The organism is Lysinibacillus sp. NPDC096418, assembly GCF_044762775.1.
In the GTDB taxonomy this organism is placed as follows: domain Bacteria; phylum Bacillota; class Bacilli; order Bacillales_A; family Planococcaceae; genus Lysinibacillus.
The window spans coordinates 112,663-129,836 of record NZ_JBIWEY010000002.1 but is presented as its reverse complement, the minus strand read 5'-3'; the positions used below and the strand labels follow the sequence as shown (position 1 = coordinate 129,836).

Here is a 17,174-nt window from a genome sequence, read left to right as displayed (position 1 = left end):
TAAATAGAAGAAATTAAATGACCGCATTTTTCATTTCACGACAACAATAGAAAAAAGATGTAGCACCTAAGTGCTACATCTTCCATTTTAATGGGTTTTACATTTTTCGTATAGCCCTTTTTCTTTAATAACTTTAATTAATGTTTCACCAATAACAGATGGTGTTGGTGCCACTTCTATCCCAGCAGCATTCATTGCTTTAATTTTTTCAGCTGCTGTACCTTTACCACCAGAAATGATGGCACCTGCGTGGCCCATACGCTTTCCTGGAGGAGCTGTTTGACCGCCAATAAAGCCCACTACTGGCTTTGTCATGTTCTCTTTAATCCATTCAGCCGCTTCTTCTTCAGCTGTACCACCGATTTCGCCAATCATGACAACTGCATATGTTTCTGGGTCATTATTAAATGCTTCTAGTGCATCGATGAAGTTTGTACCATTCACTGGGTCTCCACCAATACCAACTGCTGTTGTTTGGCCAATACCTTCTTGTGTTAATTGGTGCACAGCCTCGTACGTAAGTGTCCCTGAACGGGATATAACGCCTACATGGCCTTTTGTATGAATATAACCGGGCATAATACCAATCTTACATTCATCAGCAGTAATCACACCTGGGCAGTTTGGTCCCACTAGGCGTGTTTTCTTACCTTCCATATAACGTTTTACTTTCACCATATCAAGGACAGGGATATGCTCTGTAATACAAATTGTTAACTCTAACTCCGCGTCAACAGCTTCTAAAATTGCATCTGCTGCAAATGGAGCAGGCACGTAGATAACTGACACAGTCGCACCTGTTGCCGCAACTGCATCTGCTACTGTATTGAATACTGGTACGCCTTCAATTTCAAGGCCACCTTTACCTGGAGTTACCCCCGCTACGATTTGTGTACCGTAGTCTAACATTTGCTTTGTATGGAATAGTGCAGTTTCACCCGTGATTCCTTGTACAATTACTTTTGTATCTTTGTTAATAAATACAGCCATTATACTCCCTGCCTTCCTTAGCCTACTAGTTTCACAATTTTTTGCGCGCCATCAGCCATTGAATCTGCCGCAACAATATTTAAGCCAGATGCATTTAAAATCTCTTTTCCTACGTCTACATTTGTACCTTCTAAGCGCACAACTAATGGTACTTCTAAACCGATTTCTTTTGCTGCTGTCACTACACCTTCAGCAATAATATCGCATTTCATAATACCACCAAAAATGTTGACAAAAATCCCTTTTACTTTAGGATCAGATAAAATAATTTTAAATGCTTCCGTTACTTTTTCAGCTGTCGCGCCGCCCCCAACGTCTAGGAAGTTAGCGGGAGTGCCGCCATAGTAACTAATTGTATCCATCGTTGCCATCGCTAAACCAGCACCATTTACCATACAGCCAATATTACCATCCAATGAAATATAGCTAAGGTCATATTTTGATGCTTCAATTTCTTTTGGATCTTCTTCATCGAAGTCACGTAATTCTACGATATCTTTATGTCGATATAATGCATTTGAATCGAAATTGAATTTTGCGTCTAACGCTACTACCTCTCCTTGTCCAGTAACTACAAGTGGATTGATTTCAACGATAGAAGCATCTTTGTCGATAAATGCTTGATATAAGCCTAACATTAATTTTACAGCTTTCCCTACAAGGTTTGCTGGAATATTCATATTAAATGCCATACGTCGTGCTTGGAAGCTTGTTAAACCTATTACAGGATCTACGATTTCTTTAAAGATTTTCTCGGGATGCGTTTCTGCCACTTCTTCAATGTCCATGCCGCCTTCTTCTGAACCCATCACCGTTACACGAGATGTCGTGCGGTCTAAAACTAGACTTAAATAATATTCCTTTTGAATGTCAGAGCCTTCTTCAATGTAAAGTCGCTTTACTTCTTTTCCTTCAGGACCTGTTTGATGTGTAACTAAAATTTTACCTAATAATTCTTTTGCGTAAGTACGAACCTCATCAAGGTTTTTTGCGATTTTAACGCCACCTGCTTTACCGCGTCCACCTGCGTGAATTTGCGCCTTTACGACAGTAACATTAGAGCCAATCTCCTTTGCTACTTTTACTGCCTCATCAGGGGAAAATGCTACTTTTCCATTAGGTACTGCAACTCCATATTTCCTAAGGATTTCTTTCCCTTGATATTCATGGATATTCATTATAAATCCTCCCATCAAACATATACATAGAATTGTTTTACTAACATAATCTATTCTAACCAAACATTCTGACAAAGTCTACTACGCTTACCTTGTAACAATTTAACAATCTTTTATTACATACTTCTGTACATTGCGCAAAAAATCTAACTTTTTGAAAATTTAGGGATGCAAAATTCTTAACGGTTTCTTTGTCCATGTTGCTGATCTAAATGATAAATAAACGCAAAAACTTCAGCTACAGCTTGGTATAGTTCCTCCGGGATTGATTCATTTAAATCAAGTTGTCCAAGTAATTGCACTAAATTAGGATCTTCATGGATCGGCACATCATGTTCATTGGCACGCGCCAAAATATTTTCTGCAATTTTCCCTTTTCCTTTCGCCACAACAGTTGGACTATTATATTGTCCTGGCTTATACGTAAGAGCAATTGCCTCTTTTCGAATTATTTTCTCCTCATTCATACGCGGAAGTCCACCCCGTTATGCTCCTCTTGCGGCTCCGTATTGACTACTTCTTTTTCTGGTGACACCTTGTCAAACGGTTTTATAAATACAGCTGATAACTGATAGTCTTTTTCAGCTAAACTTGTTTTCAATGCGGCCTTCAAAGGTTCCGCTAATGGGACAACATCTGGATTTTCATTAAATACTGTTACCGTGATCACTCGATTCTGCACCTGCATATCAATAACCGTTTCGTTCATCGATTCCATTTGTAAATAGAATAAAACGCGTGCATAGTTCGCATCAATTTTCCCATCATCTTTCATACGCCCATTCCACTGCAATGTTGCATCCATTTTCTTACCGAAAAATTCTAGGGGCACTTGCATTATAAGCTGGTGTTGATGTCCATTTTCCCCGGATGACAGTTGCATACCATTCATACGCGACATTAACATCTCGGCTGCTTCTTTTAGTTGCGGTGTTATTTGTGCGTCTTGTAGCAATGTGTGAAGTTGCGGTTTTAACTGATGTGCGATGGCCTGTATATCCGCTGACTTATTATTAAGCGCTGCCTCATAGCTAATACCTAAGCCCTTTAACACCGTTTTTAATGCGTGCTCCATCGCCTTACTATCCATTGAACTTTGCACCTGTGCATCTGCTTGCGTCATCATTTGCTGGATGACTGGTTGTGGTGACTCACTTCCAACTTTTACGAGATTACGCATCATCGCATCATTTTGAACAAGTGTAGCCGTTTCAGGTTTTAATAGTGACAATAGATGATCTTTTGCTGATAAGCCGTTCGTATCCTGTGTAAATAAACGTTCAGGAATGTTTTGTGTAAATGCTTTGATAACTTGCTCTTGTACTTGCTTTGCAAAAACTTCTAATGTTTGCTTACTTGGTGGCAATTGACTAAATCGTTCAATTAATTGTGTCAATTGTTGCTTTTGCTCATTTGTCAGTAAGTTTTGGCCAGTTGTCCAAGCTTTTAATTGTTCGACTAGCTGTTGCGTGTTTTCTGGCTTTGTCGTAAGTATCGTTTGTACAATTTGACCTGCTTGTTGTGTTTGAGCTGGTTGCGTTTGTTGCATTTGCGTTGACTGTATAGATGACCAATTTTGTAAATTCACATTTTGTGGCAGTACACCTGCCTCTTTTAACATATTCAGTGCTTGTAATCGGTCACTTATAGGGGCAGCGTTATTAGTGAGTATTTGCACTGATTTCGCTAGTACTAATCCACCTGTTTCAGCATCAAACGGTCGAGCAATTGCTTGTACCTGCTGCATCAAATTTTGCTTGATTCCTTCTGGTAATGCTGTGTCCTGCAGTAATAATTGTGCGAAATTGTTCATAGTTGAAGACATGCCCACTGTTTTTTGCCCACTAACTAGTGCCTGAAATACATCATTTGTAAAAGGCATTTTCAGTTCCACCATCTTTTGCATTGCTTGTAAGGCATCTACTTTCGTTATTCCTTCGGGTAACGCCTTCAACCATGCCTCTGCCTGAACAAGCTGTTCTTTCGAAATCGGTATTTGCGCCTTCATGAAATGCGAGAGTACTTGTTGCATTTCAGCCGTTTTCGGCAAATTCATAGATTCCAATAGCTGATTCATTTGTTGTGTAGGAGATGTAGATTGCGCCATCGGACCTGTGACAACTTTCAATTCAGTTTGCGGGCTTGTACCTGTAACTTGAAAGAAATGTGCGTCTCCAGCTTTTAATGGTACTTCTAACTTGGCAATCATTTTTTGATTACCTACTTGTATTTCGGCCATTTGATCGGGATACAATTGTTTAATCGTTCCATGGAATACTTGCCCTTGTTTTAAGGCAAGTGGCTGATTTGAAGACATTGCGGCTGTTTGCTGCATTTGTATTGTATTAAAAGATGTAGATGTCATACATACTCTCCCTCCCTCTAAAACATTGATTTTATTGGTTCAAACGATTTTCGGTGGTGAACAGTTGCTCCGTATGTTTCTAGCGCCTCTAAATGCTGTTTCGTACCATATCCTGCATGCTTAGCAAATCCATACATCGGAAACTCTTTGTCTAGCTCCTCCATATATTCATCACGTGCTGTTTTCGCCAAAATAGAAGCCGCAGCGATCGCTAAACTCTTTGCATCGCCTTTAATAATTGAATCTTGCGGAATGGCTATTGGTAATGTCATCGCATCTACGAGCACATATTCTGGTTGAATCGTTAATGCCTCTACACTGCACTTCATCGATTGCTTCGTTGCTTCGTATATATTCAATGTATCAATCATTTCCGCAGACTGAAAATGCACTGAATAACTGAGCGCATATTTTTTTACAAGCATTGCAAATGCAGTACGTTTTTCTTTTGAAAGCTGTTTAGAATCATTCAAACCAACAAGCGCTGCGCAGTTTTCCGGTAAAATAACAGCTGCCGTTACAACAGGGCCTGCTAGTGGGCCTCGCCCTGCCTCATCTACACCAGCAATCATTGCTCCCGGCGTCCCATAGCTACGGTCAAAATTTATTTTTGCTTGGTGCTCTAGTAACAACTGCTTTTTCTTCTCTTGACGCTTTTGCCAACTTTGCCATGCTTTTTGTACACCTGCTCGTTCATCTGCTGCGATTGCCGTCATCCATTCTTGCCATTCCTCTGTATCTTTTAGCGCTGTTGTAATCTCTTTGATAGTTTTCACGACATTTAAGCTCCCTTATCTCAATCTACCTTTTTATCGGCAATAATATTTGTTTCTAAAAGAAAAACTGCCAAAGTCACAATTCCTTGCGTAACTTCGGCAGTTTTATTTTTTACTCTTCGTTTTCTACTTCTTTTTCAAGCTGTTCATTGACAAAATCGAACGTTAATTTACCTAATTGCTGTCCACGAATATCTCGAACAATCAGCTGTGAAACCTGATCGTAGTCAATTTCACCACCCGCACCAAATACGCGGCGCAACTTACCGATGTGATCGAATGTTTCAATTAAATCTTCATGCATAGACTCAAAGCCATACCGTTCTGCCATACGTGTTGGATAATGGTCCGATAGAAAACGCAAACCGTATACCGCTAAGTCTTCCATATTCATAATCGTATCTTTAATGGCACCAGTTAACGCTAGCTTATAGCCAACCTCTTGATCCTCGAATTTCGGCCATAAAATTCCTGGTGTATCGAGCAATTCTAACTCTTTACCTACTTTAATCCATTGCTGAGCTTTTGTAACACCTGGTGTGTTACCAGTTTTAGCGATGTTCTTCTTAGCCAAACGATTAATTAACGTTGATTTACCAACGTTTGGTATTCCAACAATCATCGCTCGAATCGCTCGTGGTTTCATGCCTCGCGCTTTCATGCGATCAAACTTTTCTTGTAACAATTCCTGTGCAGCCTTTGTTACCTGTTGTAACCCTTTACCTTCAAGTGAATTAATAGCAACTGCTTTATGCCCACGATCTGCAAAATACTGCACCCATCTGCGCGTTTCTTGTTCATCCGCCATATCCGCCTTATTTAAAATAAGAAGACGCGTTTTTTGGTTGATCACCTCGTCTATCATCGGATTGCGTGATGATAGTGGCAAACGCGCATCGATTAATTCAAAAATAATATCTACCAGCTTTAGATTTTCAGTTACTTGGCGGCGAGCTTTCGCCATATGCCCCGGAAACCATTGAATTGTCATACATATACCTCCTAATCAAAAGAAAAAGGGAGTGGTCTCCCTCCCCTTCAATAACGCTATTTTACAATTTTAATATCACTAAATGGCCAAAAAATCAGGCTTGTATTACCGATAATTTCTTTTTGATCGATAATTCCGATATGTCGACTATCTTTACTATAACGGCGATTATCCCCCATCACAAAGACGTAGCCTTCAGGGATTTCCCCATGTTCGACACCAAGATCCTCTAACGTGAAATCCTCAGTTAAAGTACCTTCCGTAATTTGTGCTTTGTAAGCATCTAAATAAGGTTCATCAATCGGTTTCCCATTAATGTACAATTGGTCATCTCTATATTCCAGCGTATCACCAGGTAGGCCAATCACACGCTTAATGTAATTTTTTTGCTCTGGTGCGTGGAATACGACAATATCGAAGCGCTTAGGCTCGCCAATTTTATAACCAATTTTATTGACAATCATACGGTCGCCATCTTCAAGGGTTGGCATCATGGATTCACCATCTACTGCAATTGGTGTAAATAAAAAATAACGAATAATTGCCGCAATCGCAAATGCAATAAGAAGTGCTTTCGTCCATTCCCATAACTCATTTTTTTCTTTTACTTGTTTCTCCATATGAATTGCCTCCTCGTCTATCCTCATTTTAGAGGAAATCTATTTTAGATGACAAGCAAAAAGAAAAGGAGCTTGCAAAAACAAGCCCCTCACTTTTAAATCATAATTATCGAAGTTCTTTAATACGAGCAGCTTTACCACGTAGGTTACGTAGGTAGTAAAGTTTAGCACGACGTACTTTACCGCGACGTACAACTTCTAAGTTAGCGATTTTTGGTGTGTGTACAGGGAATGTACGTTCAACACCTACACCGTAAGAAATTTTACGAACTGTGAAAGTTTCGCTAATACCGCCACCACGACGTTTAATAACTACACCTTCGTACATTTGGATACGTTCACGAGTACCCTCTACTACTTTCACGTGTACACGTACTGTGTCACCTGGGCGGAAAGTTGGTAGATCCGTGCGAAGTTGATCTTTAGTGATCTCTGTAATAATGTTTGACATTGTTTTTCTCTCCTTAGACAGATGCTCTTGCACGCAATTTATGCCACAGCGGAACACCGTAATTCAGCACTTCACATAGAAGCACAAAATTGATGTTATCATAAAAATTGAATGCAAGCAAGCATCTTTATTGTTCGTTTCTTAATTTTTCAATATACATTTTTTGCTTCTCTGTTAACGGATAATGCTCGAGTAAATCCGGACGACGCTCGAATGTTCTTTTCAGCGATTGCTGTTCACGCCACTCATCAATTTTCGCATGATTGCCTGACATTAATACATCAGGTACTTTCATCCCTCGGAATTCCGCAGGACGCGTGTAATGAGGATGCTCGAGTAAACCTGTCGAAAATGAATCTTGAATATGTGAGTCTTCTTGTCCTAAAACGCCCGGTAAAAGACGTACAACGCTATCAATTACCGTCATTGCGCCAAGTTCTCCACCTGTTAAAACGAAATCCCCAATAGAAATTTCATCTGTCACAAGGTGCTCACGAATACGTTCATCATAGCCCTCGTAATGGCCACATAAAAAGACCAGTTCTTCCTCTTTTGCAAGCTCTTCTGCCTTTTTCTGTGTGAAGCGCTCACCTTGCGGGCACATTAAGATGATACGAGGCTTCTTCCCCTCTGTAATCGCCTCAACAGCACTAAACATTGGCTCAGGCTTTAACACCATCCCTGCGCCACCACCGTACGGATAATCATCTACCTGTTTATGCTTATTGCCCGAATACGCTCGGATATCTGTGACAGAGAGCTGTACAGCACCTTTTTCTTGCGCCTTCTTTAATATCGATGCCCCAAATACACCTGTAAACATATCTGGAAACAGGCTCAGCACTTGAATGTTCATTATAATAAACCTTCCATCACATGAATTGTAATGACTTTTTCATCAATATTGATATCTTTAACAACATCTTCAATGTATGGGATGTAATGCTCTTTTCCTTTTGCACCTTTTACTACCCATACATCATTGGCACCAGTTTGTAAAATATCTTTAATCTCTCCAATTGTTTCTCCTTCTTCAGAGACAATAGAGCAACCGATGATATCATGGTAGAAGTATTCATTTTCTTCTAACAAGTCATCTTCCATTTGATCTTTCGTTACTTTTAGCATACCCTCTTTAAACGGCTCAACTAAATTAATATTGTTCATACCTTCAAACATTAATAAGATAAAGTTCTTATGACGACGTACCGAATCAATCGTTACCCACGTTGGCTTTTTATCGCCCTTTTTAAAAGCCGCGAGCTTATTACCCACCGCAAAGCGTTGTTCTTCAAAATCTGTCGTTGATAAAATACGCACTTCACCTCGAATACCATGCGTATTAACAATGCGGCCTACATTAAACCATTCCATTCCGATCACCTCATGTTAGAAAAGTGCAAAAATGCTCATCTATTCCTGATCAGTGCCAATAAACCTAAAGCGAAAGTAGACATGCTACCACAATCACTCGAAAGATTGATGAATAATCAGAGATCGGCATTTTAGCCTAGACACCGGCTAGTATATCCAATGTTCTACTATATAAAAAAGGAAGGAAGGAACTAGCAAGCTCCCTCCTCCTTTATCAATCCAATATATCGACGTAAGTCTTCTTTTGATAGTGACTACCTGCCGCTGAATAAACAATTGTACGAATCGCTTTAGCAACCCGCCCTTGTTTGCCTATGACTTTCCCTCGATCCTCTGGATGAACAAAAAGTTTATAAACAATTCGATTTGCATTTTCGTCCGTCTCAATACGGACTTCTTCTGGATAATCGACTAACGGTAAAACGATTGCTTCAATCAGCTGCTTCAAAGACGTCTCCCCCGATTATTTACTGAATTTTTGGTTATGGAATTTCTCCATGATACCTTGTTCTGAGAACAAGTTACGTACTGTATCTGATGGTTTTGCACCGTCAGCTAACCATTTAAGAGCTTTCTCTTCATCGATGTTTACAGTAGCTGGTTGAGTTAGTGGGTTGTAAGTACCAACTGTTTCGATTTGACGACCGTCACGTGGTGAACGAGCGTCTGCAACTACGATACGATAGAAAGGAGATTTTTTAGCTCCCATACGTTTTAAGCGAATTTTTACTGCCATTTTAATAGCACCTCCGAATAAGTTTCACACAAGATAGTATATTATCAATGTTTGTGATGTTTGTAAAGTGTTTTTTCTTAACACCTAAAAAATATTATTTAAATAATGAATCTAAACCAGGTAATTTCATTTTCTTCTTACCTTTACCAGTTGTCATACCTGTCATTTGCTTCATCATTTTCTTCATGTCTTCAAATTGCTTTAATAGGCGATTGACCTCTTGAATAGACGTCCCAGAACCTTTTGCTATGCGCTTTTTACGACTGCCATTAATGATTTCCGGATTTGTCTTTTCAGCAGGTGTCATGGAATAAATAATGGCCTCAACGCGCCCCATTTGCTTATCATCGACTTTGACATTGTCTAAGCCTTTAATTTTGTTAGCACCTGGTAGCATTTTTAAAATTTCATCGAGAGGACCCATCTTTTTCACTTGCTGTAATTGCTCAACAAAATCGTCGAATGTGAAACTTTGCGTTTTGAATTTTTCTTCTAATTCTTTTGCCTTCGCTTCATCGACATTTGCTTGTGCTTTTTCAATCAGTGAAAGGACATCCCCCATACCTAAAATACGAGATGCCATACGCTCCGGATGGAACGGTTCTAACGCATCCATTTTTTCACCCATACCGACGAATTTAATCGGTTTTTGTGTAACAGAACGGATAGATAGCGCAGCACCACCACGCGTATCACCATCTAGCTTTGTTAATACAACGCCTGTAATACCCACAGCTTCATTGAAACTGTCTGCAACATTGACAGCATCTTGACCTGTCATAGCATCTACAACTAAGAACACTTCATCAGGCTCTTTTAATGCACGAATATCTTTTAACTCTTGCATTAACGTTTCATCAATATGCAAACGACCTGCTGTATCGATAATCACTACATCGTGATGCTCTTCTTTTGCATGTTCTAGTGCTTGTCGCGCAATTTCTACAGGCGAAATGTCAGTACCAAGCGCAAAAACAGGTAGCGATAATTGCTTTCCTAGCGTTTGTAATTGCTGAACAGCAGCAGGTCGGTACACGTCTGCTGCAACTAAAAGTGGTTTGCGATTATATTTTTTTCGTAAAACGTTTGCAAGCTTCCCTGTAGTCGTTGTTTTACCGGCACCTTGCAAACCGACCATCATAATAACCGTTGGTGGTTTTGTATTGAATTTAATAGGGCTTTGTTCGCCACCCATTAATTGTGTTAACTCATCTTGAACGATTTTAATAACTTGTTGACCTGGCGTTAAACTTTGCATAACGTCTACGCCAACTGCACGTTCACTAACTTTTTTTACAAATTCTTTTACTACTTTTAAGTTAACATCCGCCTCGATTAAAGCAAATCGGACTTCACGCATCATTTCTTTTACGTCTTGTTCCGATACTTTCCCTTTACCTTTAATCTTTTGGATTGTTCCTTGGAGTCGTTCCGCTAATCCTTCAAAAGCCAATGCTTTCGCCTCCTAATCCCATTCTTTCAATTGTTCAATGAGCGCAAGTTGCTCCTCTGTTGACATGCTGTTTTCTGTAATGCCTGCAGTTAGCTGCGAGAGCATTTGCGTACGTTGTTGGAATTTCCCCAGTAAACATAATTTATTTTCATACTCTTCAAGCATCGCTTCTGTTCGACGAATATTATCATAAACAGCTTGGCGTGAAACCCCATAAGATTCAGCGATTTCCCCGAGTGAGTGATCGTCTAAATAATAAAGTTCCATATAACTTCTTTGCTTATCTGTTAATAGTGCTTGATAAAAGTCGAAGAGAAAATTCATGCGTGTTGTTTTTTCAAGTAGCATCGAATTGTTTCTCCCCCTATCATTAGTCATTTGTATCATAACGAAAAGCGCATGTCTGTGTCAAGGTAATCCCCTTGTCTAAAAGCATTCTATTAGCTGATTTTAGGCGTTTTTAGCCCTCCGCTAGTATTTCCCTTTAAACAATGTGATTTAACCTTTAAAACAGCAGACAAGCGCTTATTGTTAATCATTAATCTTCGCTATTTTGTAATTCCTTATCTAAACCATCAGCAAATAAACCATAAACATAACGTTCTGCATCGAACGGTTGTAAATCATCCATTTTTTCACCTAAGCCGACAAATTTCACCGGAATGTGAAGTTTGTTACGAATAGCTAACACAATACCACCTTTAGCGGTACCGTCTAGTTTCGTTAGCACGATACCCGTAACATTCGTTACTTCTTTAAACGTCTGTGCTTGCACAAGTGCATTTTGACCAGTTGTTGCATCCAATGCTAGTAACACTTCATGTGGTGCATTTGGTACTTCACGTGAAATAACACGATGTACTTTTTCAAGCTCATTCATTAAGTTTACTTTATTTTGTAAGCGACCAGCTGTATCACAAATCAGGACATCTGCGCCACGATTTTTCGCCGCACGAATCGCATCATACATTACCGCCGCTGGATCTGACCCTTCTGATTGTTTTATGACTTCACAACCAACACGGTCGCCCCAAACTTGTAATTGGTCTATTGCACCCGCACGGAATGTATCACCTGCAGCTAAGACAACCGTTTTACCTTCTGATTTCAGACGATGTGCTAATTTCCCAATAGTAGTCGTTTTCCCAACGCCGTTCACTCCGACAAATAAAATAACCGTTAGTTCACCTTGTGGCTGGATGTTTAAATGGATTAAATCTTCCTCACCTTGTTCATAAATTTCTACAAGTTTTTCTGAAATAATCGCTTGAATCCCTTGTGTATCTTTAATGTTTTGGCGTTGCACTTCAAATCGTAATTTATCCATTAACTCCATTACTGTTTCAAAGCCAACATCCGCTTGAAGTAGTAAATCTTCTAACTCCTCGAAAAAGTCCTCGTCGACTTTACGATAACGTGCCACTAGATCATTTACTTTTGAAGTAAATGAGTTACGTGTTTTTTCAAGACCTGCTTTAAATTTTTGTGTAATCGACCAAGCAGAAGGTTTCTTTTCTTCTACTGGCTCTTCGATAATTTGCTCTTCAATAATAGCAATTTCTTGAACTTCTTCATGTTTTGATTGCTCAGCTAATAATTCTTGCGGTTCTTCGATGACCGGTTCTTCTTGCATTTCCGATTTAATAGCTGTTTCAATTTGCAATTTCTCAGCTTCATGTTCAGCTACTTCTATTTCGGCAGACTCTTCCTGTTGGACATCTACTACCTTTTCTTCTTCAGCGGGATTCCCCATTAACTTATCTTTTAGACGTTTAAAAAAACTCATGCTTGTTCGCTCCTTTGGTCCGCAAGTACGGGTTCATCTTCTAATTTTACTGACACAAGTTTCGAAACGCCTGACTCCTGCATCGTAATACCATATAAGACGTCAGCACCTTCCATTGTCCCTTTACGATGTGTAATGACAATAAACTGTGTATCACGGCTAAATTTCTTTAAATATTCACTATAGCGCACAACATTTGCCTCGTCTAGTGCTGCTTCTACTTCATCGAGAATACAGAATGGCACAGGGCGAATATTTAAGATTGAGAACAATAAGGCAATCGCAGTAAGCGCACGTTCACCACCTGAAAGCAAACTTAAATTTTGAAGTTTTTTCCCAGGAGGTTGTGCCACAATTTCGATACCTGTCTCAAGCATATTCTCAGGATTAAGTAACACTAAATCTGCTTGGCCACCACCAAACAATTCCCTGAACACCTTTTTAAATTGCTCACGAATAGCATAGAACGTCTCACTAAAACGAAGTGTCATTTCCTCGTCCATTTCTTTAATGGCTTCGTGTAATGTTTCTTGTGCTTCTAATAAATCACTACGTTGCTCCGATAAGAAGGAATGACGTTCTAACACACGTTCATACTCTTCAATCGCACTTATATTAACGGGACCAAGCTCTTCAATCGATTTTTTCAATAGTTTTACACGACGTCGCATAAGCTCTTCATCTTCAATCGCACAGGCTTCTTCTAAAGCATCTTCATACGTCAGCTGATAATTTTCTTCGAGCTGCTCATTGAAATTATTCATTTCAAACTCAATACGGCTTTGTTTTAACTCATTCGCACGTATTGCTTCTAGAAAGCCTTTATGAATACGTTGCAATTCTTTAAGCTGTTCTTCTAACGTAACGAGTTGTTGTTGCTGTGTTAATTTTTCGTCTTTTTTCTGAGAAATTGTCGCATTTAATGCTTCTCGCTTCTCTTTCCATGAGGAGATTTGCTGTTCAATCTCTTCATCGCTCAGTACTTTTGTCGATTCATCACTTCGAAGCCACAATATTTCCTGAGAAATATTGTCGACCTTTTGCCGAGCTTTGACTAAATTTAGCGCAATTTCAGCTGTTACAATTTGCACTTGCGTCATTTGCTCTTGCATAACTGCCAACTGAGAACGTTTTTCCGCGGATTGCTCACGTAACACATCTTTTTCAGTTTCACTTTGTAGCTTTACTTTCCCAAGTTGCTCTACCACATTGTTGATAGATGAAAGTTCTGTAGCCAGTGTCACTAAACGTGCTGCCGCCACTTCTTTTTGCGCAAGAAGTGTTTCTTCACGTGTTTTCACATCCTGCGTTTCATTTGAAGCAAATGATACTCGTGCTGCTAAGCTTTTCTCAGTAACTTCTAACTCACGCAGACGACTTGCTTGCTGCAATTCTGCTTTACTTAGTTCATCACTTTCAAGCTTTAAGCTCTCTAGTGTTTCACGCATCGTTGCTAGCTTTTCTTTTTCAGTTGCAACAGATTGCTCTGCTGCATAAATCGATGCATCTAACTCTTGTAGACTCGCTGTTAAGCCGTCTAACTCAGCTTTTCTTGTAAACAATGACGATTGTTGCTTTGCCGCTCCACCTGTCAAAGATCCACCTGCATTGACGATATCGCCTTCTAATGTAACAACACGATATCTAAAGCCACACAGACGAGCAATTTGACTCGCCCCTTCTAGATTTGCTGCGACCAGTACATTTCCCAGTAAGTTTTCTACAATGGAACGGTTCGTCTCATCAAAAGTAACTAGTGCATCTGCCATTTGTACAAAGGCTGGATGCTCCATTGCAAGTTGAATAGCAGACGGATTAATTTTGCGGGATTTCATAACCGTTTTTGGTAAAAATGTCGCGCGTCCTGCTCGTTTTTGCTTTAACCAACTAATCGCTTGTTGGGCATGTTGTTCATTCGTTGTCACAATATGTTGAGAAGCTGCCCCTAATGCCGTTTCAATTGCTTGAGTATATTTACCACCGACATGGATTAATTCAGCAACGGCCCCTTCAATACCCTGAAGCTGTCCTTTATCTCGAGCTAGTAATACTTCTTTTACACCATGGAAGAAACCTGAAAAATCCGCTTCTAATTCAGCTAGCGTCTCTTTTCTTGCTTTCAATTGTTGCTGGTGTTGATATGCTTTAAACAGCATTGCTTGCTTGTCATCAAATGATGTACTTGCTGTTTTGAACTGCCTTTGCATGACTTCATATTTTTCAAGCTTACTTTGCAAGGTATCTGCCGTTGTGGCATATGTTACAGCTAGCTTTTCTTTCTCCACTAGAATTTGAGCTAGTTCTTGCTCAATCTCATCGGATTGCCCCGTCATACGCGTAGCCATTTCCTTTTGTTGCACTAGCTGTTGCTCAATATTTTTTAATTCATTTTTCACGGTTGCTTCTTCATTTAATGCATCGATGTAACGGTTCTTTTGCTCTTCGATTTCATGCTCAATTTCTATAACTGAACGATTTAACGAATGCTCTAGCTGTTTAATCACTTGCTTGAGCGCCTGTACTTCTTGCTGCTTTTCTGTAAATTGTTGCTTTTTCTCGAGCTCCTGAGCTTCAAGAGAGGTTACTTCCTCTTTCGCCTCTTGTAAAGATGCTTCTAATTGGTGTAATTGGTTCGATGCATTTTGACGCTTTTCCGTCATTAATGCTTTACGGCCATCCCAACGTTCTACTTCCATCGTCGCTTCCACAAGCTCAGATTGCGCTGCATCTAATGTATCATCAATTTCTTTTAAACGTTTTCGAATCGCTTCAGTTTGTGCCTCTAACGTATGAATGTCATCCGCATGTTTTTGCCCAGTTTCTGACAACTGCGCAAACTCCGTTTTGAGTGCATGCAAAGATTGTGCACAATTGTTTAAATCGTGCACAAGTATCGCAATATCAAAATCTTTTAACTCAGTTGACATTTGTACATAATCTTTAGCGCTTGAAGCCTGAATTTCAAGCGGCTCCAAACGACTATCTAGCTCATGCAAAATATCTAACACGCGGTATAAATTCTCATCTGTTTCAATAAGTTTATGTTCCGCTTTTTTCTTTCGTAACTTATATTTCAATACACCCGCAGCCTCTTCAAAAATCGAACGGCGATCATCAGGGCGGCTATTTAAAATTTCATCGACACGGCCTTGTGAAATAATTGAAAATGCTTCTTTCCCAAGTCCCGAGTCCATAAACAAGTCCGTAATATCCTTCAGGCGACACTGCTGGTTATTCAGTAAATATTCACTATCACCTGAACGGTATACGCGTCTTGTCACACTTACTTCCGTATACGGAAAAGCAATACGTTCATCAGTGTTATCTAAAATCAACGTGACTTCCGCAAAGTTTAGTGGCTTTCGAGACTCACTCCCAGCAAAAATAATATCCTCCATCTTTGCACCACGTAACGACTTTGCCGATTGCTCCCCAAGCACCCAACGAATCGCATCTGTCACATTACTTTTGCCACTACCATTTGGTCCGACAACAGCTGTGACACCCGGTACAAAATCAATACCGATGCGCTCCGCAAAAGATTTAAAGCCAATCACTTCGAGTCGTTTTAAGAACATTTGCTTAAGCCTCCTCTTGTGCAGTTCTCACTCGCATTTCGCGCATAGCACATTGTGCAGCTTGCTGCTCGGCTTCTTTTTTCGATTTCCCACGACCTACACCAAGTTCTAGTCCATTTAACAATACACTCGATACAAAGGTACGGTTATGAGCAGGTCCCTTTTCATCGATAATTTCGTAATGAAGAAGACCATTGTTCGTTTGTTGCACCATTTCTTGCAATTGACTTTTGAAATCCATCACATGCGAAAAAGCACCGACTTCGACTTTTGGGAACACGATTCGTTCTAAAAACTTAACGACCGTTTGTAAATCTTGATCTAAATAAAGCGCCCCTACAAATGATTCAAAGACATCTGCTAAGAGGGCTGGGCGTTCCCGACCACCTGTTAATTCTTCACCTTTTCCAAGCAATACAAAGCGACCAAAACCTAATTCATTTGCAAAAATAACAAGTGATGGCTCGCAAACAATCGATGCACGCAGCTTCGTCAGTTCACCTTCGCTCATATGAGGGTATTTCTCAAAAAGATATTTAGAAACAGATAGTTCAAGTACTGCGTCACCTAAAAATTCTAGACGCTCATTATCCGTAAACAATTTACGGCGATGCTCATTCACATAAGATGAATGTGTAAATGCTTGATACAATAAATTTTTGTTAATAAACTGGATGTTCAATTCGTCTTGCAATAATTCGAATTGATTGCGCACCTTCTCAGGAAGTACGCCTGATTTGTGCATAATTCCTTTTCTTTTCATAGCCATTGAACAATCTGCCTTCCTAATAGTTTCTACCGTAATAGTTTACCTTTTTAAAGCAGTTTATGCAAAAGTATTTCGGTGTAAATGCAACGTTTAGTAATTTTTCTGGA

The 17,174-nt window shown here is 39.7% G+C and carries 17 protein-coding genes; all 17 read right to left on the bottom strand.

Going from position 1 to position 17,174, the window contains the following annotated elements; genetic code table 11:
* Window positions 1-87 precede the first annotated feature (87 nt).
* Window positions 88-990 (bottom strand): succinate--CoA ligase subunit alpha, encoded by a 903-nt coding sequence (gene sucD / locus ACIQZG_RS03170; RefSeq protein ID WP_402753716.1) that lies wholly within the window; start codon window positions 988-990, stop codon window positions 88-90.
* A gap of 17 nt (window positions 991-1,007) precedes the next feature.
* On the bottom strand, window positions 1,008-2,168 hold the full coding sequence (sucC, locus tag ACIQZG_RS03165; RefSeq protein ID WP_402753715.1) for an ADP-forming succinate--CoA ligase subunit beta: 1,161 nt from the start codon (window positions 2,166-2,168) through the stop codon (window positions 1,008-1,010).
* Window positions 2,169-2,347: 179 nt separating this feature from the next.
* Window positions 2,348-2,635, bottom strand: coding sequence for an EscU/YscU/HrcU family type III secretion system export apparatus switch protein (locus ACIQZG_RS03160; protein WP_402753714.1), 288 nt, complete (start codon window positions 2,633-2,635; stop codon window positions 2,348-2,350).
* Window positions 2,632-4,533, bottom strand: coding sequence for a hypothetical protein (locus ACIQZG_RS03155; RefSeq protein WP_402753713.1), 1,902 nt, complete (start codon window positions 4,531-4,533; stop codon window positions 2,632-2,634). The genes ACIQZG_RS03160 and ACIQZG_RS03155 overlap by 4 nt, the downstream gene beginning before the upstream one ends.
* Window positions 4,534-4,550: 17 nt before the next feature.
* Entirely contained in the window at window positions 4,551-5,309 is a 759-nt protein-coding gene (locus ACIQZG_RS03150) for a ribonuclease HII (RefSeq protein ID WP_402753712.1), read from the bottom strand.
* Window positions 5,310-5,421: 112 nt separating this feature from the next.
* A complete protein-coding gene (gene ylqF, locus ACIQZG_RS03145; RefSeq protein ID WP_402753711.1) occupies window positions 5,422-6,300 on the bottom strand; it encodes a ribosome biogenesis GTPase YlqF in 879 nt (292 codons plus the stop codon).
* A gap of 56 nt (window positions 6,301-6,356) precedes the next feature.
* Complete coding sequence (gene lepB, locus ACIQZG_RS03140; protein ID WP_402753710.1) at window positions 6,357-6,920, bottom strand: signal peptidase I; 564 nt, start codon at window positions 6,918-6,920, stop codon at window positions 6,357-6,359.
* Between the two features lie 106 nt (window positions 6,921-7,026).
* Entirely contained in the window at window positions 7,027-7,371 is a 345-nt protein-coding gene (gene rplS / locus ACIQZG_RS03135; protein ID WP_402753709.1) for a 50S ribosomal protein L19, read from the bottom strand.
* Between the two features lie 127 nt (window positions 7,372-7,498).
* The gene (gene trmD / locus ACIQZG_RS03130) at window positions 7,499-8,227 is read right to left on the bottom strand and encodes a tRNA (guanosine(37)-N1)-methyltransferase TrmD (protein WP_402753708.1); all 729 of its coding nucleotides are present in this window, start codon (window positions 8,225-8,227) and stop codon (window positions 7,499-7,501) included.
* On the bottom strand, window positions 8,227-8,745 hold the full coding sequence (rimM, locus tag ACIQZG_RS03125; RefSeq protein ID WP_402753707.1) for a ribosome maturation factor RimM: 519 nt from the start codon (window positions 8,743-8,745) through the stop codon (window positions 8,227-8,229). Before rimM ends, trmD begins: the two co-directional genes overlap by 1 nt.
* Window positions 8,746-8,959: 214 nt before the next feature.
* Window positions 8,960-9,193, bottom strand: coding sequence for a KH domain-containing protein (locus tag ACIQZG_RS03120; RefSeq protein ID WP_402753706.1), 234 nt, complete (start codon window positions 9,191-9,193; stop codon window positions 8,960-8,962).
* A 15-nt stretch (window positions 9,194-9,208) separates the two neighbouring features.
* Window positions 9,209-9,481, bottom strand: a complete 273-nt coding sequence (gene rpsP, locus ACIQZG_RS03115) for a 30S ribosomal protein S16 (protein ID WP_004269411.1) — start codon at window positions 9,479-9,481, stop codon at window positions 9,209-9,211.
* 94 nt (window positions 9,482-9,575) lie between these two features.
* Window positions 9,576-10,934: a signal recognition particle protein gene (gene ffh / locus ACIQZG_RS03110; protein ID WP_402753705.1), complete on the bottom strand. Its 1,359-nt coding sequence runs from the start codon at window positions 10,932-10,934 to the stop codon at window positions 9,576-9,578.
* Between the two features lie 12 nt (window positions 10,935-10,946).
* Complete coding sequence (locus ACIQZG_RS03105) at window positions 10,947-11,282, bottom strand: putative DNA-binding protein (protein WP_402753704.1); 336 nt, start codon at window positions 11,280-11,282, stop codon at window positions 10,947-10,949.
* Window positions 11,283-11,472: 190 nt separating this feature from the next.
* Entirely contained in the window at window positions 11,473-12,720 is a 1,248-nt protein-coding gene (gene ftsY, locus ACIQZG_RS03100; RefSeq protein WP_402753703.1) for a signal recognition particle-docking protein FtsY, read from the bottom strand.
* Entirely contained in the window at window positions 12,717-16,298 is a 3,582-nt protein-coding gene (smc, locus tag ACIQZG_RS03095) for a chromosome segregation protein SMC (RefSeq protein ID WP_402753702.1), read from the bottom strand. The genes ftsY and smc overlap by 4 nt, the downstream gene beginning before the upstream one ends.
* A 4-nt stretch (window positions 16,299-16,302) precedes the next feature.
* Window positions 16,303-17,067 (bottom strand): ribonuclease III, encoded by a 765-nt coding sequence (gene rnc, locus ACIQZG_RS03090; protein ID WP_402753701.1) that lies wholly within the window; start codon window positions 17,065-17,067, stop codon window positions 16,303-16,305.
* Window positions 17,068-17,174: the final 107 nt, after the last annotated feature.